The 18,671-nt window shown below is 64.2% G+C and carries 16 protein-coding genes and 1 pseudogene; 11 read left to right on the top strand and 6 right to left on the bottom strand.

The genetic code is table 11. The features are described from left to right. Positions 1–99: 99 nt before the first annotated feature. Positions 100–504, top strand: coding sequence for an alternative ribosome rescue aminoacyl-tRNA hydrolase ArfB (arfB, locus tag ACOCG7_RS23645; protein ID WP_421380276.1), 405 nt, complete (start codon positions 100–102; stop codon positions 502–504). Here the strand turns inward: arfB and ACOCG7_RS23640 are convergent. Next, the gene (locus ACOCG7_RS23640) at positions 501–1,796 is read right to left on the bottom strand and encodes an EAL domain-containing protein (RefSeq protein WP_073429839.1); all 1,296 of its coding nucleotides are present in this window, start codon (positions 1,794–1,796) and stop codon (positions 501–503) included. The two genes, arfB and ACOCG7_RS23640, sit on opposite strands and share 4 nt — an antisense overlap. A gap of 571 nt (positions 1,797–2,367) precedes the next feature. Here ACOCG7_RS23640 and ACOCG7_RS23635 point away from each other — a divergent pair. Further along, positions 2,368–2,658, top strand: coding sequence for a putative quinol monooxygenase (locus ACOCG7_RS23635; protein WP_073429915.1), 291 nt, complete (start codon positions 2,368–2,370; stop codon positions 2,656–2,658). A 64-nt stretch (positions 2,659–2,722) separates the two neighbouring features. Here ACOCG7_RS23635 and ACOCG7_RS23630 read toward each other — a convergent pair whose 3' ends face one another. The 3 genes from ACOCG7_RS23630 to ACOCG7_RS23620 all read right to left on the bottom strand — a co-directional run bounded on the left by ACOCG7_RS23630 (position 2,723) and on the right by ACOCG7_RS23620 (position 4,529). Continuing rightward, the gene (locus tag ACOCG7_RS23630) at positions 2,723–2,980 is read right to left on the bottom strand and encodes a hypothetical protein (protein ID WP_007182306.1); all 258 of its coding nucleotides are present in this window, start codon (positions 2,978–2,980) and stop codon (positions 2,723–2,725) included. 333 nt (positions 2,981–3,313) lie between these two features. Further along, on the bottom strand, positions 3,314–3,559 hold the full coding sequence (locus ACOCG7_RS23625) for a hypothetical protein (protein WP_073429841.1): 246 nt from the start codon (positions 3,557–3,559) through the stop codon (positions 3,314–3,316). A 250-nt stretch (positions 3,560–3,809) separates the two neighbouring features. Beyond that, positions 3,810–4,529, bottom strand: a complete 720-nt coding sequence (locus tag ACOCG7_RS23620) for a YdcF family protein (protein WP_227470823.1) — start codon at positions 4,527–4,529, stop codon at positions 3,810–3,812. A 266-nt stretch (positions 4,530–4,795) separates the two neighbouring features. Here ACOCG7_RS23620 and ACOCG7_RS23615 point away from each other — a divergent pair, with 266 nt between their 5' ends. Further along, on the top strand, positions 4,796–5,119 hold the full coding sequence (locus ACOCG7_RS23615) for a hypothetical protein (protein ID WP_073429845.1): 324 nt from the start codon (positions 4,796–4,798) through the stop codon (positions 5,117–5,119). A 375-nt stretch (positions 5,120–5,494) separates the two neighbouring features. Here ACOCG7_RS23615 and ACOCG7_RS23610 read toward each other — a convergent pair whose 3' ends face one another. Both ACOCG7_RS23610 and ACOCG7_RS23605 read right to left on the bottom strand, forming a co-directional pair. Then, positions 5,495–5,749, bottom strand: a complete 255-nt coding sequence (locus ACOCG7_RS23610) for a hypothetical protein (RefSeq protein WP_073429847.1) — start codon at positions 5,747–5,749, stop codon at positions 5,495–5,497. A gap of 290 nt (positions 5,750–6,039) precedes the next feature. Beyond that, a pseudogene (locus tag ACOCG7_RS23605) lies at positions 6,040–6,435 on the bottom strand (transposase); the annotation flags it as partial. A 406-nt stretch (positions 6,436–6,841) separates the two neighbouring features. Between ACOCG7_RS23605 and ACOCG7_RS23600 the strand changes: the two are divergent. The 8 genes from ACOCG7_RS23600 (at position 6,842) to rbfA (ending at position 18,623) form a co-directional block, all read left to right on the top strand. Beyond that, complete coding sequence (locus ACOCG7_RS23600) at positions 6,842–7,744, top strand: LysR family transcriptional regulator (RefSeq protein ID WP_083083922.1); 903 nt, start codon at positions 6,842–6,844, stop codon at positions 7,742–7,744. Positions 7,745–7,869: 125 nt separating this feature from the next. Next, the gene (locus ACOCG7_RS23595) at positions 7,870–9,093 is read left to right on the top strand and encodes a pyridoxal phosphate-dependent aminotransferase (protein ID WP_083083921.1); all 1,224 of its coding nucleotides are present in this window, start codon (positions 7,870–7,872) and stop codon (positions 9,091–9,093) included. Positions 9,094–9,454: 361 nt separating this feature from the next. Beyond that, positions 9,455–10,621 (top strand): SMC-Scp complex subunit ScpB, encoded by a 1,167-nt coding sequence (gene scpB, locus ACOCG7_RS23590; protein ID WP_083083920.1) that lies wholly within the window; start codon positions 9,455–9,457, stop codon positions 10,619–10,621. A 63-nt stretch (positions 10,622–10,684) separates the two neighbouring features. Beyond that, positions 10,685–12,568: a 23S rRNA pseudouridine(2605) synthase RluB gene (rluB, locus tag ACOCG7_RS23585; protein ID WP_083083919.1), complete on the top strand. Its 1,884-nt coding sequence runs from the start codon at positions 10,685–10,687 to the stop codon at positions 12,566–12,568. 517 nt (positions 12,569–13,085) lie between these two features. Beyond that, positions 13,086–13,544 carry a ribosome maturation factor RimP gene (gene rimP, locus ACOCG7_RS23580; RefSeq protein ID WP_007182297.1) on the top strand — a complete coding sequence of 153 codons (459 nt, stop codon included), beginning with the start codon at positions 13,086–13,088 and terminating at the stop codon, positions 13,542–13,544. Next, a complete protein-coding gene (gene nusA, locus ACOCG7_RS23575; RefSeq protein WP_073429857.1) occupies positions 13,541–15,016 on the top strand; it encodes a transcription termination factor NusA in 1,476 nt (491 codons plus the stop codon). The genes rimP and nusA overlap by 4 nt, the downstream gene beginning before the upstream one ends. A gap of 94 nt (positions 15,017–15,110) precedes the next feature. Further along, positions 15,111–18,056 (top strand): translation initiation factor IF-2, encoded by a 2,946-nt coding sequence (gene infB, locus ACOCG7_RS23570; protein WP_073429859.1) that lies wholly within the window; start codon positions 15,111–15,113, stop codon positions 18,054–18,056. A 201-nt stretch (positions 18,057–18,257) separates the two neighbouring features. Further along, on the top strand, positions 18,258–18,623 hold the full coding sequence (rbfA, locus tag ACOCG7_RS23565; RefSeq protein WP_042324072.1) for a 30S ribosome-binding factor RbfA: 366 nt from the start codon (positions 18,258–18,260) through the stop codon (positions 18,621–18,623). The last annotated feature ends 48 nt before the right edge of the window (positions 18,624–18,671 follow it).

Genomic DNA, 18,671 nt, shown 5'->3' with positions numbered 1-18,671 from the left:
CGGCGGCGCTATCGATGAAGCAGCCATGCCGACGGCGCAAGCGATTTTCGGCGTCGCGGCCGCTGTGTACACTTGCATCTCTTTACGCAATCGCATGCCATGACATCCCGCTATCCGATGCCGCCGAACGAAATCGAATTGACCGCGGTGCGCGCGCAGGGAGCGGGCGGCCAAAACGTCAACAAGGTCTCGAGCGCCATTCATCTGCGTTTCGACGTGCGCGCGTCTTCGTTGCCGGAAGTGCTGAAAATGCGTCTGCTCGCGCTGTCCGATCACCGGCTTACGCGTGACGGCGTGGTCATCATCAAGGCGCAGGAGCATCGCACTCAGGAGATGAATCGCGCGGCGGCGCTCGCGCGGCTCGACGAACTGATCGAAAGCGTCAGCGTCACGCGCAAGCCGCGCTTCGCGACCCGGCCGACGCGCGCGTCGAATCTGAGGCGTCTCGACAGCAAGGCCAAGCGCAGCGAGATCAAATCCGGCCGCGGGCGAGTGGACGATTAACGCTTGCCGCTGCGTCCGCCGGCGCGTGCAATGGCGCTCGGGCTCGTCGGCACGAAGTCGACGCAAAGCACATGCATGCCGTCATGCTCGAACGCGATGGCCGCGGTGTAGCAGTCCTCGCCGTCGGCCAGCGAATAGTGCGGACCCATCATGGCGACGCGCCCCGGCGCCGCGAGCGCATGCTTGAAATAGGCGCGCCGCGACCAGTTGCTGCGCGTGTTCGTGTAAAGCGGCGCGAGCCGCAGCGGAGGCGGCGGCACGCTAACGGCGGTGATCGACGGCTGGGTCTGCTCGCCGCGACTGTCGGTGATGAACACCCGGCGCGCTTCGCGCAGATGCGACACTTCTTGCGCCGCGTCGCGCAGATCGCCGCTGAGCTTGTAGGCGTCGGCCGCGGCCAGCACCGCCTCCGCAAAACCTTCAAAACCGATCCGCTGATGGCGCGCGTGCGCGCGTTCGTAGTCGGCGAATTTGCCCCACATCGACTCGAGCAACGCGGGCACCTTGGCGCACGCCGCCTGCACCGAACTCTGCGGCTGACCGAGCCAGAAACCCTGCACGAAATCCACGTCGGCCTGCATCAGGATCATCAGTTCCTCGTCGGTCTCGACGCCTTCGGCCAGCACCAGCGTGCCGGATTGGTGGAGCATCGCGATCAGGTGGCTGATCATCGAATCGTCGCCCTCGCGCTTGCCGGCGCGCGCGACCAGCGAACGGTCGAGTTTGACGATGTCGGGGCGGAAGCGCCACACGCGGTCGAAATTCGAAAAGCCGGTGCCGAAGTCGTCGATCGCGATCAGGAAGTCGCGCGGTTGCGAGGCGGCCAGCATGCTGGCGACCGCGGATTCATCGTCGGCGGGCTGTTCGAGCACCTCGATCACGATGCGCTCCTGCGGCAGGCCGAAGTGCGCGGACAGCTCATCGATGAAGGTGCGTTGCGGCCAGTCCGTCTCGAACACCTGCGGGCGCGTGTTCAGGAACAGCCAGCCGGTGCTGATGCCTTGCTCCATGAAATTCGCCACATGCAGGCAGCGCGCGATGCGATCGAGCTCGCGCGCGTCGGCGGCAGAGCGCGTGCCGGAGAACAGCACTTCCGGCGAGACCGGCAAGCCGACCGGATCGAAGGCGCGCAGCAGCGCTTCGTAGCCGACCACGCACTGGTGCGTGACCGAGAGCACGGGCTGGAACGCGCTATGCAGAGTCAGCGCGCGCCACGTCGCGGTCCAGCCGGACTCGTCCCGGACCAGATGCGGGAGCAGGCCGCTCAGGGTCAATTCGCTGACGGTTGGCATAAGGGCAGGCATGAGAGCGGGCATGGTGGCATCGCGGCAAGCGGATGACCGGGTGCGCAGACCGATTCGGCGCGCGTTTCAGCGCGCCACGAAAGCACAGCCCAGGCGTCGGCGGGGTGGGGCGCGAAGCGCGCGGGAACGCGGAGAACGATGCCAGCCATGCTGGACTCCGGCGGATTGGTCAAACCAGTCTAGCAGTTTGCGATTTGCATGAATGTGCGGGTTATCACAGACGCATAACGTCATTTGATCACCCTGCGACCAGCTGCGGCGAGGCGCCCGGCATGACTTCGCGCGAGAGCATGGCGCGCGCTTGCCGTGCGCGACACATTCATCGCCGCCGTCGCGGCCCGTCGTGATCTGCCGTGTGCATGAGGCGAGCGTAGCAGGGTGGCGAGTGGCCGCCCGCCAAACTCCAGGCGAGACGGTACTCAGACGTTATGCGCTTTTCCACGCGCTTTTCGTCAGCCCATACGACGCGCGCGAATGGCGGCCAGATGCACGCGTGAGCCAGCCTGCAGGTTTGAAAGACGGCGGGTATGCTGCTGTTTTTCGTGAAAAGGGGGACGGTATGTCGGAAATCGCGGTGGTCGCAATCTCGGTGGCGAAGCCGGGCTACGAAGAGCAACTGCGCGAAGCGCTCGAAGGCATCGTCGGGCCGACGCGCAACGAACAAGGCGCGCTGCAGTACGACCTGCACCGCGATGTGCAGGAGCCGCGCCGGTTCGTGTTCGTCGAGCGTTGGGAAAGCCAGGAGGCGCTGGCGGCGCATGCGAAATCCGCGCACATCGAGGCTTACGGGAAAGCCGTGGCGGATTGGGTGGAACACGCGGAAATCCGCGTGGTGTCGAAGATCGCCTGAGCGTTCGTGAGCGGTGGTGAGCGCCGCGCGACGGCGGGCGCCGGGCGGTGCGTGCCGTTTGTGCTCAGTGGGTCGCCTGCGGGACGTCGAGAATCAGGATGATGGTCCAGTCGGCATCGCCATCGTGGTGATACTGGCGTTCGGCGACGATGAACGGTTGCTGCTTGCCATCCGGGCCGAGAAACAGCACGTCGCCTTCCATCGGCAGGCATTCGACGGGCGGCAGCGCGAGGAACGCTTCCTGACCGCCGCGCGGCATCAATTTTTCGATCTTGCGGGATGCTGCTTCAGTCCATTCGATATCTAGCTGGATGTTGCTCATGCTGTCCTCCGCACCAGGGTGCGCACGGGTTAGGGATGCCGGCTGGGCGCCGGTCGGTGCGCGACTTTAGCATACCGCCGGCCGGATGCAGCGGGCTTGGAGCACCCGCATGGGGCTCTTGCGGCGCGGCGTTGGCTGCCTTCAGCGCCTCGGTGGTGAAGGCAGCGGCAGGCCGTCGGTGCCTTGTCGAACGCCTGTGAGTACGTCGCAATGTCCCTTTGCAAGTCCGAAGGTCATTAGACAACAAAAAGCCGAAACCGGCGTGCCGGCTTCGGCTTTCAATCTTCACGGCGAGGCAGCGGGCGATGCTGCCGATGACCTGGCTAGCCGCGCTTACGAACTGGCGGCATCGGCCTTGGCGGCCTTCTTCTTGTGATGCGGCGACATTTTGTGGTGTTGGGCGGGTGCTGCCGGCGCGCTGTCCATGGCTTGCTGCCGGTTTTGCAAATCTTGCGCGCGTTGTTCGACGTCGGCGGCCTTGGCCGGATCGGTGCTCATCGTGACGCCGCTGTCTTGCGCATAAGCTGCGCCCGTCACGGCACTGAGGGAAACCAGGATCGCCAGGGACACTTTCTTCATCGTTACCTCCGCAGAGTGGTTTATGGACCCGAACATTTGTCTACCCAAATGGAAAGACAGTGCATTCTAGCCAGCAATATCCGCTCCAGCAGACGCTTTGTAACGACGATGACAATTCGTTACATCCTGTTACTGCCGTCCAAGGACTGTTGTCAGGTTTACAGTTGATTTCTGCGCTATCCAACACGGTGAGCTGTCGCGGCGAATATTCGCATCTCTAAATAACGTGGCTTTTGCGATGTCTCGCATTTCAGAACCATCCGATTGCGCGATAAATCTGAAACTGTGCGATTCCAATCAGCTCGTGCAACGCGATCTCGGCATTCACAAGATTTTCATACCGCGGGAGTACACCGACATGGGCGCGCCGCGCGCTCGAGATGACAGGCTGCGGTGAGAGACCGAACAACTGGAAGTTCATTAATGCGCGCGGCATGTGATACGCGGATGTGACGAGTATCAAGGAATCGTAATGCGATCGCTCGAGAATGGCCGACACGTTGCGCGCGTTTTCGTAAGTCGTTCGGCTGCTGTTTTCCAGCACGATGTCCGCGCGGGGCACCTGCTTGTCCAGCAGATAGGGCAGATAGGTGTCGGCTTCGGTCGCGCGATGCCGCTGCGGGTTGCCACCGCTCACGATCACCTCGCAGATAAGCGCCATGCGTTTGCAGTTCGCATAGTTGGCCGCGCTCACCGCGATGCGCGTGAGCACGTCGCGTGGCGGCACGAGCACATCGTGGGCGTCGTAAATCGTGCCGCCGCCGAGCAGGATGATCGCGGTGCGCGGCGCGAACGTGGCGGGCGCAGGGGATTGCCGGTGCGGTTGCGCCAGTTGCAGCAATGGCGCGGCGAGCCAGCCGGCCGAGAGCAGCCAGAACAGGGCGAGCAGACAAACGGCGAGCGGTCGGCGGGCGCTTTTCCATAGCACGATTGCTGCAAAAAAAAGCGCTAATAAAGTGAATAGAATCAATTTAGATGGGGTAACGTATGACTTTCGGGACAAATCCACGAACCTGCTATCGCGCCGCAGCGGTTGCATCGCCGGCCGTGGACAGAACGCTAACACGCTGTTCAGACGGGGGTTCCGAAAACGAGACCAGGCAGCACCTGGCGGAAATCCGGCTGCATGACTTGCAGCCCGCTTCCAGCCCAGGGCGGGTGCTACGCGCGTCACTGGTGGCGCGGTGACGTGTTGGGCATAAATGTGTCATGGCTGCACTTTAAGAAAGAAGTGAGATGACCACGTATTCCAACGAAGCGGTACTTGAAGCGCTGCGGCGGGCGCAATATCGCCAGGTCCCATGGGCCAGACGGCCGGGCGTTTTCCAATATCTTCGCGCGCTTGGCCTGATGGATACCGTTCGGCAGCGCACCGTCGCGCCGGCTCCGGGCTTTCACGCACCTGTCGACATCGCCGTGCTCACCGAGCGCGGCAAGGCTGAGTTTGCGCGGCTCGCACATGACGAGCGGTTGCTTAGCTGGACGGACCAGCGAATGAACGACTACGTCGTCGCCACCGCCGACTCGCGGCCCACCGCCGCGCTCGAAGTGCGGCCCTAGCTTCGGCGCACGGCTAACGCTGGTTTCCGGACCGCTGCACGAGGCTGGCGATTATTTCGTTGTTCTGCAAACTGCGGGCATATTCCGGCGCTTTCCGCCGAAGTGGCTCGCGCGTCGGCTCGTGTCCGGTCATGAAAAAAAAGCCCGTATCTTGAGGATACGGGCTACCGGAATTACTACTGCCACGCTGTGCTAATGGCGTTGAATGAGACTGTTGGCGGGATCCAGTGGTTCCCCAATCGATCCGCTTCGCACTGCCGCAATGGGCTCACGGCTACGGCGAAGTCACAGCAAATCATTCGGTATTAGCAAACGGGGCGGATGACTCAGCGGGACGCTCGGGCTTCCATTCGAATTCTGATCGACGCTCCCTCCCTAACGCCGGCGCGCTGGATCCTCGCGGGGCGGTTCCGGCCGAGTGCGCACGTTGCTTGCGATGTCGCCACGCAAATCTCCGCGCGGCGCGGGTGGCGTGAAGTCACGACTGCGCGCGTCGCGCTGCTGCCAGGCTTGAAGGCTGGCGGTGCGGTCAGGCCGCCAGTTCCAGCCTTCCGGCCGTTGCTGTGCAAGCGCCGCTGCGGCCATCGATGAAACCACAATGCCGCACAGAAGCAGTGACATTGGTTTCATGCTGGAGCTCCCGTCAAGCCGATCGACTCAAGGCCTGTTTTCATACCCCTAAGGTAGGCCGACCGACGAAAGCACGCTGTAAGTAATAGTAAATGGATGTTTCACCCGCAACGCTCTCGCTGCATCGGACGTCTGAAGCAGCGCGCAGGCAGGGTGAAAAGGGACGACTGCGTTGGGCGCGCCGGCGAGCGGTGCCCATGACGAGTCAGGCGGGCGTCGAGAGGCGACGCACGAAGGCCTGGACAGGTGCCGGGCGCCCGTCAGGGGCCCGGGTGAAACGATTCGCGTCAGGCCATCTTGACCGGCGCGCGCCACGATTCCGGATTGGTCCAGAATGCGCCGCGCAGACGGTCGCGGCTCGGCGGTGCTGGCGGTTTCGCAGCGGTGGCGCCGATCCGCCCGCGCAGCGAAATTTCGCGGCCGCTCGTTCCGAGTCGCTTGACTATTTCGGCGAGCGTACCATCGGCCTGCCACTCGTCGAAGCGGCGGCGGCAAGTCGGCGGCGACGGATAGCGGCCGGGCAGCTTGGACCAGCCTTCGCCGGTCGACAGCACCCAAAGCACGGCGTTGACGACCGCGCGCGCTTCCACGCGTGGCCGACCGCGCCGTTCGCTCCGTGCAGGCTCCGCACAGAACAACGCCTCGACCAGCGCCCACTCGTTGTCTCTCAAATCGTCGAACAGCATCATGTTTCACCTCAGCGAAGCTAACTCCGGTGCGCTGCCCCGCGCCGCGCACTCTCCATGCACTCGATAGGCGAGTGCCAAGGGGGTCGGGCTTGCCACGGTCCTGTATGCAGTCAGAACTCATGGCGCCGATCCTGTGTGCATGTAAATGCAGGAAGTGTGCCAACATAAGTCCAACAGCCTGAAGCCCTGTAGCGGCGGGCCAGCGCGGGCGCTAGCTAGGGGCGTATGAGAATCCAAAAAACCCATCACGCAAATCGGGACAATCACCAATCTTGTGCAATCAGGCCCGGCCAGCGTGCGTTTGCGCCTTCCCGCTGCATTGCAGCGAAAGCCGCTGCGCCGCTGTGACGCGAAGTTTGCGAATACAATGCGCATCAAAATGCGTCATTGATGAGGTTGGTAAATGAATGTCACGCTGCGCCAGCTCAGGGTTTTCATTGAGGTCGCCCGCTTGCAGAGCTTCAGTCGGGCGGGCGATGAAATCGGCCTGACGCAATCGGCCGTTAGCCGCTGCGTGCGCGAACTGGAGGGCGAAATCGGCCTCAAGCTGATCGACCGCACGACGCGCGAAGTGCAACTGACCGATGTCGGCGGCAATCTGGTTGCGAGCGTGTCGCGTCTATTGAACGACCTCGACGACGCGCTGCGCGAGATTCGTGAAATCGGCGAGCAGCGCCGTGGACGAGTCATGGTGGCCGCCAGTCCGACGGTCGCCTGCCGGTTGATGCCGGGCGTGGTGGCGTCGTGCGGACGGCAGTTTCCGTACATCACACTGGGTTTGCGCGACGACGTGCAAAGCGACGTGGTCCGCAAGGTCAAATCGGGCGAGGTCGATTTCGGCGTGATCATCGGCCCCTTTTCGGCCGACGATCTGCTCAGCGAATCGCTGATGACGGATTCGTTCTGCGTCGTTTTGCGCGGCGACCATCCGTTGGCGGCCCGCAAGCAGGTGGCATGGACGGACCTCGAGGGCCAGCATCTCGTCATGCTCGATTACGCGTCAGGCAGCCGGCCGATCATCGACGCCGTGATGCAGGAGCACGGTGTCAACGCGACGGTGGTGCAGGAACTGGGTCATTCCGCGACCGTCTTCGGGCTGATCGAGGCGGGCGTCGGCGTGAGCGTGCTCCCCTGGCTCGCGTTGCCGCTGCCGGCGGGCGCCACGCTGGTGGCGCGGCCGCTGGTGCCGCGTGCGCAACGCACGGTCGAACTGGTGCGGCGGCGCGACCGTTCGTTATCGCCGGCGGCCGAGGCGGTGTGGGAACTGATTCGTCAATTGCCGGCGCGGGCGGAGGAGCTGGGCTGATGCGGGTCGCGGTTCGGCTCGGCGCCTGATTGACCGCCGACTTCGCCGTCCTGACGACAGGCGCCACGCTACACTATCGCCTCTGCGCAATCTCAACCCCTAGCCGACACCGTCTGGAAGCCTCGATGAGCGAATCGGATCTGCCTGTGCCATCCATCCCGAATGCGCGCGATGCCGTGCGCGCCCTGCGTCCTTCGCAGATCCGTGAAGTCGCGAACGCCGGATTCGGCGTCGACGACGTGCTGCCGTTCTGGTTCGGCGAGTCCGACCGCGTCACGCCGTCGTTCATCCGCGATTCGGCCAGCGCCGCGCTGGCCGCGGGCGCGACTTTCTACACGCACAACCTGGGCATCGCGCCGTTGCGCGCGGCGCTCGCCCGCTACGTCGGCGAATTGCATGGGCCGACGTCGCCGGACCACGTCGCGGTGACGAGCGCGGGTGTCAATGCGCTGATGCTGGCCGCGCAACTGGTGGTGGGCGCGGGCGACCGCGTCGTCGCGGTCACACCGCTGTGGCCGAATCTGGTCGAGATTCCCAAGATTCTCGGCGCGCATGTCGAGACCGTTGCGTTGGGCTACGGCGAGCGCGGCTGGCAACTCGACATCGAGCGGCTACTGGCTGCGCTGACGCCGGACACCCGAATGCTGCTCATCAACTCGCCGAACAATCCGACCGGCTGGGTGATGAGCCGCGACGAGCAGCGCACCGTGCTTGCGCATTGCCGGCGCCACGGCATCTGGCTCGTCGCCGACGAGGTTTACGAACGCCTTTACTACGCGGACGCCGATCCCGGCGCGAGCGGCACGCACTCACGCACCGCGCCATCGTTTCTCGACCTCGCCGGTCGCGACGAACGCGTGATCTGCGTGAACTCGTTCTCGAAGGCGTGGCTGATGACCGGCTGGCGGCTCGGCTGGATCGTCGCGCCGGCCACGCTGATGGACGATCTGGGCAAGCTGGTCGAATACAACACCTCATGCGCGCCGGCGTTCGTTCAGCAGGCGGGCATCACGGCCGTCGAGCAGGGCGAGCGCTTCACGCAGGAACTCGTGCTCGACCTGAAGGCCTCGCGCGACCATCTGGTGCGGGCGCTGTCCGCGGTGCCGGGTGTCGACGTGAAGGCGCCGCCGGGCGCCATGTATCTGTTCTTTTCGATGCCCGGCGCCTCGCGCAGTCTTGAGCTGTGCAAGGCGATGGTGCGCGAGGTCGGCCTGGGTGTGGCGCCTGGCAGCGCGTTCGGCCCGCAAGGCGAGGGTTTCGTGCGGTGGTGCTACGCCTGCGACACGGCGCGGCTGGATGCGGGTGTCGAACGGCTGAAGCAGTTCCTCGCGCAACGTGCCGCACCGTGATGAGCGAAGCCGAGCGGGCGGACCGGACGGAAGCTTAAAGCTCTTTTGCGCAAAGCGGCTTCCATCCGTTTGCACGCGTCGTTGCGCTGAAGTGCGCCGATCAAGGCGGGACCGGATATGCGCGGGGGATTTCGCCTTTACGCACTGATTGTTTTTGCGTAATATGGCGCTCAGTCACGCGATTCCTTTCAGGAATATCGCTGCTCCGTCCGGCTGGGTTTGGCTCGATGCCTGTTTCGCCTCCCCCCGGTGCGTGCTCCCATCAATATGACCGATCAGAATCGGGCGAGCGCGTCTTCAGTTCCACATCGTCTGTTTGATCCGGTTCTTTGACCCTAACTCATAAGGTCGACCTGGCTGCATGAATACCCAAGAGGCGAAGATCGTCCTCGAGACTGCCTTGATCTGCGCGCAGGAGCCGTTAAAGCTCGGCGAGTTGCGCAAGCTCTTTGCCGACGGCGTGTCGGCAGACACCGTTCGAACTTTGCTCGAGGACCTCAAGCGCGATTGGTCCGGGCGCGGTGTGGAGCTGGTCGGGTTGGCGTCGGGCTGGCGATTTCAAAGCAAGCCCGCGATGCGTTCGTACCTGGATCGTTTGCATCCCGAGAAGCCGCCGAAATATTCGCGCGCGGTGCTCGAGACGCTCGCGATCATCGCCTACCGGCAACCGGTCACGCGCGGCGATATCGAGGAGATTCGCGGCGTCACCGTGAATACGCAGGTCGTCAAGCAACTCGAGGACCGCGGCTGGATCGAGGTGATCGGTCATCGCGACGTACCGGGCCGTCCGGCGCTGTATGCGACCACGCGGCAGTTTCTCGATGACCTCGGTTTGACGGCGCTCGACGAATTGCCGCCGCTCGCCGATCCGTCCGCGCAACTGAACGCGGATCTTCTCGGGCAGCACGCAATCGAGTTTTCGGATGTGGAAGCGGCTCAGGCATTGGCTGCGAGCGAAGAGGCCGTGATCAAAGAGCCGGCCGACTCCGGCACGACCGAGGCGGTCGACGAATCGCATGGCGCGAGCGTTGGCGGCGAACCGCACGAAGCCTTGCAAGCAGCGAACGAAGCGCCGCTGGCCGGATCGGCGGACACAGCCAGCCATGAAGACACCGGCCATGTCGAAGAGACGCCTGGAACGGCGGGAACGGAAATAGCTGAAGAGTATCAAGCGCCGCATGCTGAACACAGGGAGTCAGCGGAGACGGCGGTTAAAGCGGCGGATATCGCAGCGGCGTCCGAGTCGCAAAACGACGCTGCCGGCGCACCGGCCGCGCAAGAACATGCTGAAGAAGCGGCAAAGGTTGTACCGCAGGCCGGCGCCGCCGAGCCTGCACTGAATCACGATCCGGTCTCCCAGGCCGATCCCGCAATACCCGCGCGCGACTCGGGCGCGCTCCGCAATACGGAGCGCGCCGCCGAGCCGAACCCGACCACGGCGGCGCACGGCGATCGTAAAGATCGTCGCGATGCCGCACAGGACGCAGGCATTCTGACCGACGACGAACCCGAGTCGCGCAGCGCCTGACGTAACCGAACTTTTTTGCCGCGCCCGCAATGGGCGCGCGCGACCTGACATTTTGAGGTTGTTTTGACACATACCCACGACACCGATTCGTCCGAATCCGAGCGCGCCGTGCCGTCGGCGCGCGCTGACGAGACGCACGCCACGCAAGCATCGGCAGGCGAGGGCGAGCGCCCGGCGCAGACCACGGAAGCAGACGGCGAGGACCGTCCGCGCCGCGGCCTGCGTCGCGGGCCGCGCAGCCTGATCGCGCGGCGCCGCGCCGGAGCGAAGACGAAGGGCGCCGAAGGCGCGCCCGCGCAAGGAGCGCCGGTCGTCACCGAGGCCCCGCCTGACGGCGAGGTGGTCGCGCAAGTGCGCATGCCGCGCAAGGAAGCCGGCGCCAAGGGCCAAGGTCCGCGGCGCAATGCCGGCGGGGCGAAACGCGAAGGGGGTCCACGTGAAGGCGCACCCCGCGAGGGCGGCGCCCGCGAAGGTGGGCGCGGCGAGCGCCAGCCGCGTGAAGGCGGTCAGCGTCAGAACCGCCGCGGCGCCGAAGCACCGGCGGCCGCGGCCACGGAAGCCGGCCAGGACGATCTGTTCTCGTACGTCACCTCGCCCGCATTCGATGCCGACAACAGCGCCACCGGCGGCGTGCGCGCGCCGATGCTGCGCCGTGGCAAGCCGGCCGCGCCCAAGCGCGTGCTGGCGGCGGACGACGACGCGCCGAAGCTGCACAAGGTGCTGGCCGAAGCCGGCATGGGCTCGCGCCGCGACATGGAAGAGCTGATCGTCGCCGGCCGCGTGTCGGTGAACGGCGAGCCGGCTCACATCGGACAGCGCATCATGCCGACCGACCAGGTTCGCATCAACGGCAAGCCGGTCAAGCGCAAGCTGGCCAACAAGCCGCCGCGCGTGCTGCTGTATCACAAACCGACCGGCGAAATCGTCAGTCACGCCGATCCGGAAGGCCGTCCGTCGGTATTCGACAAGCTGCCGCCGATGAAAACCGCCAAGTGGCTCGCGGTCGGCCGCCTCGACTTCAATACGGAAGGTCTGCTGATGCTGACCACGTCGGGCGATCTGGCGAACCGTTTCATGCACCCGCGTTATAGCGTCGAGCGTGAATATGCGGTGCGCGTGGTCGGCGAACTGGCCGAAGGCATGCGTCAGAAGCTGCTGCATGGCGTCGAGCTGGAAGACGGTCCGGCGAATTTCCTGCGTATTCGCGACGGCGGCGGCGAAGGCACTAATCACTGGTATCACGTCGCGCTCGCCGAAGGGCGTAATCGCGAAGTGCGCCGCATGTTCGAAGCGGCCGGCCTGATGGTCAGCCGTCTGATCCGTACCCGTCACGGCCCGATTTCGCTGCCGAAGGGTTTGAAGCGCGGGCGCTGGGAAGAGCTCGAGGACAATCAGGTTCGCGCGCTGATGGCGTCGGTCGGCCTGAAGGCGCCGACGGAAGAAAAGGGCGGTCGCGGCGCGGCGCCGGAGCGCAAGCAGCCGGATCCGATGCAAACGTCGATGGGCTTCATCAATCGTGAGCCGGTGCTGATGTCGCACGGCCGTTTCGAGCAGCAGCCGCGCGGCCAGGGTCGTCGTGGTGCGGCGGGCGGCGGCGGCTTCGGCGGCGGTGCGGGCACCGGCTTTGGCGGCGGCTATGGCAGCCGTGGAGCGGGGCGTGGGGCCGGCGGCGGCTTCAGCGGCCCGATGGGCGGCGGCACGGGCGGTCCGCGTGGCGGACGTGACGTCGACGGCAATCGTGCGCCGTCGGGCAATAGCAATCGGGCGGCAGGAGGCGGCAAGCGCGTCGGCGGCGCTGGCGGCAATCCGGGCGGCGGCGGTCGCGGGCCGGGCGGCAATCGCGGCGGCAGTGGCGGTGCGGGCAACCGTGCGGGCGGCGGCAATGCCAATGCGGGTGGCGCCAATCGCGGCGGCGGCGCGCCGCGCGGCCGCTCACGTGGCCGTTAAGCGGTAACGAAGTCGCGCGTGGCGGGCTGTCGCGTATCGCGCTCCCTAATACGTGCGGCCCTCGGCGGAATCGATCGACGAGCGCCGCGCATTTCATGCGGCGCATAAAAATCGCGGCGTGAGCGCAAATCGGGGCAGAGTCGCTCTGCTTGCTCGCCAAGCCAGGAGCGGGCCGCGCAAACCGCCTTGCAAAAGGCCCAAAGCGTCGCCATATCGTTCGAACGATTTCCCATGAAATCCAGCGGAAATGCGCTTCACGCGGCGTTCTGCGGGTTTGCGTTTGTCCCGAAAAATGGCTACAATCGCGAAGTCGCTGGGCGTGCGGCTTTTCATGTGCGGCTCAGGTGCGACCACCGGCAATAAGATGATGGGCGTTTAGCCCATTTTTTTTTGCCGCTCAGTTTATGTGGTTTGGCATCTCGGGTAGCACGAACGTGCGCCGGCTTGGCGCGCGGCCCGCATTGGTTGTTTGCAAAACAGGCGGCAGGCTCGCTGCGCGAACATCTAAGAGGGCACTGTGCAACTGACGGAACTGATTGAAACCACGGTCGTGGGACTCGGCTACGAGCTCGTCGATCTCGAGCGCACCGGGCGCGGCATGTTGTGTATTTATATCGACCAGCCGGCCGGCATTGCGATCGAAGACTGCGAGAAAGTCACGCGTCAGCTCCAGCACGTTCTGACGGTCGAAAATATCGATTACGAGCGGCTCGAAGTGTCGTCGCCGGGTCTCGACCGCCCGCTGAAAAAACTGGCGGATTTTGAACGCTTCGCAGGCAGCGAAGTGGTAATCACATTGAAAAAGCCATTGGACGGACGGAAATCGTACCGGGGCATCCTGCATGCTCCGCAAGGCGAGACGATCGGTCTGGAATTTGAAGGGAAGGAAGGCGCCGCGATGCTTGATTTCACGCTCGCGGACATGGATAAAGCACGCCTCGTTCCGAAAGTTGACTTTAGGAGCCGCAAACAATGAGTCGCGAAGTGTTGATGCTGGTGGATGCGCTGGCACGCGAGAAGAACGTCGACAAAGACGTGGTATTTGCCGCGCTCGAGGCGGCTCTCGCTTCGGCCTCCAAGAAACTCTTCGAAGAAGACGCGGATATCCGCGTCCATATCGACCGTGAAAGCGGCGAACACGAAACGTTTCGCCGCTGGCGCGTGGTGCCGGACGAAGCCGGTTTGCAGGAGCCGGATCAGGAAATCCTGCTGTTCGAGGCGCGTGAACAGAAGCCCGACATTCAACTCGACGAATACATCGAGGAACCGGTGCCGTCGATCGAATTCGGCCGCATCGGCGCGCAGGCCGCCAAGCAGGTGATCCTGCAAAAGGTGCGCGACGCGGAACGCGAACAGATCCTGAACGACTTCCTCGAGCGTGGCGAGCACATCATGACCGGCTCGGTGAAGCGTCTCGACAAGGGCAACTTCATCGTCGAAACCGGCCGTGTCGAAGCGCTTTTGCGCCGCGATCAACTGATTCCGAAGGAAAACCTGCGCGTGGGCGACCGCGTGCGCGCCTATATCGCCAAGGTCGATCGCACCGCGCGCGGCCCGCAGATCGAACTGTCGCGCACCGCGCCCGAATTCCTGATGAAGCTGTTCGAGATGGAAGTGCCGGAAATCGAACAAGGTCTGCTGGAAATCAAGGCGGCGGCCCGCGATCCGGGTGTGCGCGCCAAGATCGGCGTGATCGCTTACGACAAACGTATCGATCCGATCGGCACTTGCGTCGGCATTCGCGGCTCGCGCGTACAGGCGGTGCGTAACGAGCTCGGTGGCGAAAACGTCGACATCGTGCTATGGTCGGAAGATCCCGCACAGTTCGTGATCGGCGCGCTCGCGCCGGCAGCCGTCCAGTCGATCGTCGTCGATGAAGAAAAGCATTCGATGGACGTCGTCGTCGACGAAAACGAGCTGGCGGTCGCGATCGGCCGCAGCGGCCAGAACGTGCGTCTTGCCAGCGAACTCACCGGCTGGCAGATCAACATCATGACGCCGGACGAATCCGCGCAAAAGCAGAATCAGGAACGCGGTGTATTGCGTGACCTGTTCATGGCGCGTCTCGATGTCGACGAGGAAGTCGCCGACATCCTGATCGACGAAGGCTTCACGAGCCTCGAAGAGATCGCTTATGTGCCGCTCAACGAGATGCTCGAAATCGAGGCATTCGACGAAGACACCGTTCACGAACTGCGTAATCGCTCGCGCGATGCATTGCTGACGATGGCGATCGCGAACGAAGAAAAGGTCGAAAATGTAGCGCTCGACCTGAAGAGCGTGGAAGGCGTCGACGCCGACCTGCTCGCCAAGCTGTCCGAACACCAGATCCAGACGCGCGACGAACTCGCCGAGCTGGCTGTGGATGAACTGGTCGAGATGACCGGAATGGAAGAGGATGCCGCTAAGGCGTTGATCATGAAAGCACGTGAACACTGGTTCCAGTGAGAAATGACCATGGCGCACTAAATTGAACGCGGCCGTCAGGCCGCATGACCCGATGCTAACCGCAAGGAATCGGTCCTTGCATTAAGAGGAATGAATGGCGAGTAACAACGTAGCCCAATTTGCCGCGGAACTGAAAATGCCTGCAGGCGTGCTGCTCGAGCAGCTGCAGGCGGCGGGCGTCACCAAAGCGAGCGAAGACGACACCCTGTCCGAAACGGACAAGGCGCGTCTGCTCGACCACTTGCGCAAGTCTCACGGCTCGACTGATGCGGACAAGCGCAAGATCACGCTGACGAAACGGCATACGTCGGAGATCAAGCAGTCCGACGCGACGGGCAAGGCTCGCACCATTCAGGTCGAGGTGCGTAAGAAGCGCACTTTCGTCCGCCGCGACGAAACCGTCAGTGAAGGCGCGGAAGCATCGAATCATGTGGCCGAGGCCGACGTCGACGATCTGGAACTCCAGCGTCGTGAAGAGGAAGCGCGTCACGAAGCCGAGCTGCTCGAAAAGCAGGCTCAGGAGCTGAAAGCGCGTCAGGAACAACTCGAACGCGAGGAAGCCGAACGTCAGGCGCGCGAGCAGGCTGCTGAAGCCGAGCGCCGCCGTGCCGAAGAAGAAGCGGCGAAGAAGCGCGCGGCGGCTGCGGCCGAAGCGGCGGCTCGCGAGAAGCCTCAGCAGCCGGCACAAGCTGCGCAGCCGGTCACGGCGAAAGCCGAACCGGCGGCTGCCAAGGCTGCGCAACCCGCCGTCGAGCAGGACGACGAACGTGCCGCAGCGGAACGCGCGGCGCAACGCGAGGCTGCGAAGAAGGCGGAAGACGCGGCGCGTCAAGCCGCTGAGAAAGCGCGCGCCGAACAGGAAGAAATCGCCAAGCGTCGCGCAGCGGCTGAAGCCGAGGCGCGTGCGATTCGCGAAATGATGAACACGCCGCGCAAGGCGCAGGTCAAGGCGCCGGAGCCGGCACCGAAGCCCGCTGAGCCGGCCAAGGCCGCCGAAGCCAAGGGCACGCTGCACAAGCCGGCACGTCCGGCAGGTGAAGCAACGGCACGCCCGGCCGCCAGGAAGCCGGCTGTCGCGGCTCCGGCCGCCACGACGGCGCCGTCGGCGGGCGACAAGAAGAAGCCGGCGGGCAAGGGCAACTGGCAGGACGACGCAGCCAAGCGCCGCGGCATCAAGACGCGCGGCGATACCAGCGGCGGCGTCGATCGCGGCTGGCGCGGCGGCCCGAAGGGTCGCGGCAAGCATCAGGATCAAAGCACCACGTTCCAGGCGCCGACCGAACCGATCGTGCGTGAAGTGCATGTGCCGGAAACCATCACGGTCGCCGATCTGGCGCACAAGATGGCGGTGAAGGCGTCGGAAGTCATCAAGTCGATGATGAAGCTCGGCCAGATGGTCACGATCAACCAGATGCTGGACCAGGAAACGGCGATGATCATCGTCGAGGAACTGGGCCACCATGCGGTCGCGGCCAAGCTGGACGACCCGGAAGCGATGCTGGTCGAAGGCGAAATCAGCGATGCGGAAGCATTGCCGCGTCCGCCGGTCGTCACGGTCATGGGTCACGTCGACCACGGCAAGACCTCGCTGCTCGACTACATCCGCCGCGCCAAGGTGGCAGCGGGTGAAGCGGGCGGGATCACGCAGCACATCGGCGCCTATCACGTCGAAACGCCGCGCGGCGTCATCACGTTCCTCGATACGCCGGGTCACGAGGCCTTTACGGCCATGCGTGCCCGCGGCGCGAAAGCAACCGACATCGTGATTCTGGTGGTCGCAGCCGACGACGGCGTGATGCCGCAAACGAAGGAAGCGATCGCCCACGCGAAGGCAGGCGGCGTGCCGCTCGTCGTCGCGATCAACAAGATCGACAAGCCGGATGCGAACCCGGAGCGCGTGAAGCAGGAACTCGTCGCGGAAGGCGTCGTGCCGGAAGAATACGGTGGCGACTCGCCGTTCGTGTCGGTGTCGGCGAAAACCGGCGCGGGCATCGACGACCTGCTCGAAAACGTGCTGCTGCAAGCCGAAGTGCTGGAACTGAAGGCGCCGGTCGAAGCGGCGGCCAAGGGTCTCGTCATCGAAGCGAAGCTCGACAAGGGTAAGGGTCCGGTCGCAACGATCCTCGTCCAGTCCGGTACGCTGAACCGTGGCGACGTGGTGCTGGCGGGTAGCGCTTACGGCCGCGTGCGAGCCATGCTCGACGAAACCGGCAAGCCGACCAAGTCCGCCGGCCCGTCGATCCCGGTCGAAATCCAGGGTCTGTCGGAAGTGCCGCAAGCCGGTGAAGAAGTCATCGTCATGCCGGACGACCGCAAGGCGCGTGAAGTCGCGCTGTTCCGTCAAGGCAAGTTCCGCGACGTCAAGCTGGCCAAGCAACAGGCCGCGAAGCTCGAAAACATGCTGGAACAGATGGGCGAAGGCGAAGTGCAGTACATGCCGCTCATCGTCAAGGCCGACGTGCAGGGTTCGCAGGAAGCGCTGGTGCAGTCGCTGCTCAAGCTCTCCACCGACGAAGTCCGCGTGCAGATCGTGCACGGCGCCGTGGGCGGCATCAGCGAGTCCGACGTCAACCTGGCAACGGCTTCGAAGGCGGTGATCATCGGCTTCAACACCCGTGCGGATGCGCAGGCGCGCAAGCTGGCGGAAGCCAACGGTGTCGATATTCGCTACTACAACATCATCTACGACGCAGTGGATGAGGTGAAGGCCGCGATGTCCGGCATGCTGGCGCCGGAGAAGCGCGAAGTCGTGACGGGCACCGTCGAAGTGCGCCAGGTCTTCAAGGTGCCGAAGATCGGCGCGGTGGCCGGCTGTATGGTCACGGACGGTTTCGTCAAGCGCTCGTCGTCGGTGCGCGTGCTGCGCAACAACGTCGTCATATTCACGGGCGAGCTCGATTCGCTCAAGCGCTTCAAGGACGACGTGAAGGAAGTCCGTCAAGGCTTCGAGTGCGGTATGTCGATCAAGAACTTCAACGATATCGTCGAAGGCGATCAGTTCGAAGTCTTCGAGGTCACCGAAGTCGCGCGTACGCTGTAATTCACGCGACACGGCTCAACGGGCGGAGCGGGCTTTAGCGCCCGCTCCGCCCGTTGTTTTTTGAGCCACGGCGGCGCGCCTGTCGCCTATGGCGCCCGCAGCCGCCCACGGTCATCGAGCCGCTCACATGCCGCCCGCATGACGAAGACCGCGGCTACGCGATCAACTTTTTGCATCCGTCATAACGGATCACACAACACCATGCCTAAAAAACGTTCTTCTCCCAATCGCAACGTGCAGATCGCCGATCAGATCCAGCGCGACCTGTCCGAGCTGCTGCGTGAGGTCAAGGATCCGCGCATCGGCATCGTCACGATTCAAAGCGTCGAGCTGACGCCGGACTACGCGCACGCGAAGGTCTATTTCACGACGCTGACGGGCGACCCGCAGCAGACGCTGGAAGCGCTCACGCATGCGGCCGGTCATCTGCACAATCAGCTGTTCAAGCGCTTGCATATCCATACCGTGCCGACGCTGCATTTCCACTACGACAAGACGATCGAGCGGGCCGTCGAAATGTCGCGTCTGATCGACGAGGCGAATGCCAACCGCGCGAAAGAAGACTGAGCAGGCGTTACCCGCTGCCGTGCCGTTGACTGCACGCCTGGCGCCGCC

Origin of the sequence: Paraburkholderia sp. DD10 (assembly GCF_049177125.1) — a bacterium.
Classification (GTDB): Bacteria; Pseudomonadota; Gammaproteobacteria; order Burkholderiales; family Burkholderiaceae; genus Paraburkholderia; species Paraburkholderia terricola.
The sequence above is the reverse complement of the archived record's forward strand: the minus strand, read 5'-3'. Positions and strand labels throughout refer to the sequence as shown.

Coding starts and splice junctions, on each gene's coding strand:
- arfB (WP_421380276.1), top strand. CDS start 100: ATGACATCCCGCTATCCGATGCCGCCGAACGAAATCGAATTGACCGCG.
- ACOCG7_RS23640 (WP_073429839.1), bottom strand. CDS start 1,796: ATGCCAACCGTCAGCGAATTGACCCTGAGCGGCCTGCTCCCGCATCTG.
- ACOCG7_RS23635 (WP_073429915.1), top strand. CDS start 2,368: ATGTCGGAAATCGCGGTGGTCGCAATCTCGGTGGCGAAGCCGGGCTAC.
- ACOCG7_RS23630 (WP_007182306.1), bottom strand. CDS start 2,980: ATGAGCAACATCCAGCTAGATATCGAATGGACTGAAGCAGCATCCCGC.
- ACOCG7_RS23625 (WP_073429841.1), bottom strand. CDS start 3,559: ATGAAGAAAGTGTCCCTGGCGATCCTGGTTTCCCTCAGTGCCGTGACG.
- ACOCG7_RS23615 (WP_073429845.1), top strand. CDS start 4,796: ATGACCACGTATTCCAACGAAGCGGTACTTGAAGCGCTGCGGCGGGCG.
- ACOCG7_RS23610 (WP_073429847.1), bottom strand. CDS start 5,749: ATGAAACCAATGTCACTGCTTCTGTGCGGCATTGTGGTTTCATCGATG.
- ACOCG7_RS23600 (WP_083083922.1), top strand. CDS start 6,842: ATGAATGTCACGCTGCGCCAGCTCAGGGTTTTCATTGAGGTCGCCCGC.
- ACOCG7_RS23595 (WP_083083921.1), top strand. CDS start 7,870: ATGAGCGAATCGGATCTGCCTGTGCCATCCATCCCGAATGCGCGCGAT.
- scpB (WP_083083920.1), top strand. CDS start 9,455: ATGAATACCCAAGAGGCGAAGATCGTCCTCGAGACTGCCTTGATCTGC.
- nusA (WP_073429857.1), top strand. CDS start 13,541: ATGAGTCGCGAAGTGTTGATGCTGGTGGATGCGCTGGCACGCGAGAAG.
- infB (WP_073429859.1), top strand. CDS start 15,111: ATGGCGAGTAACAACGTAGCCCAATTTGCCGCGGAACTGAAAATGCCT.
- rbfA (WP_042324072.1), top strand. CDS start 18,258: ATGCCTAAAAAACGTTCTTCTCCCAATCGCAACGTGCAGATCGCCGAT.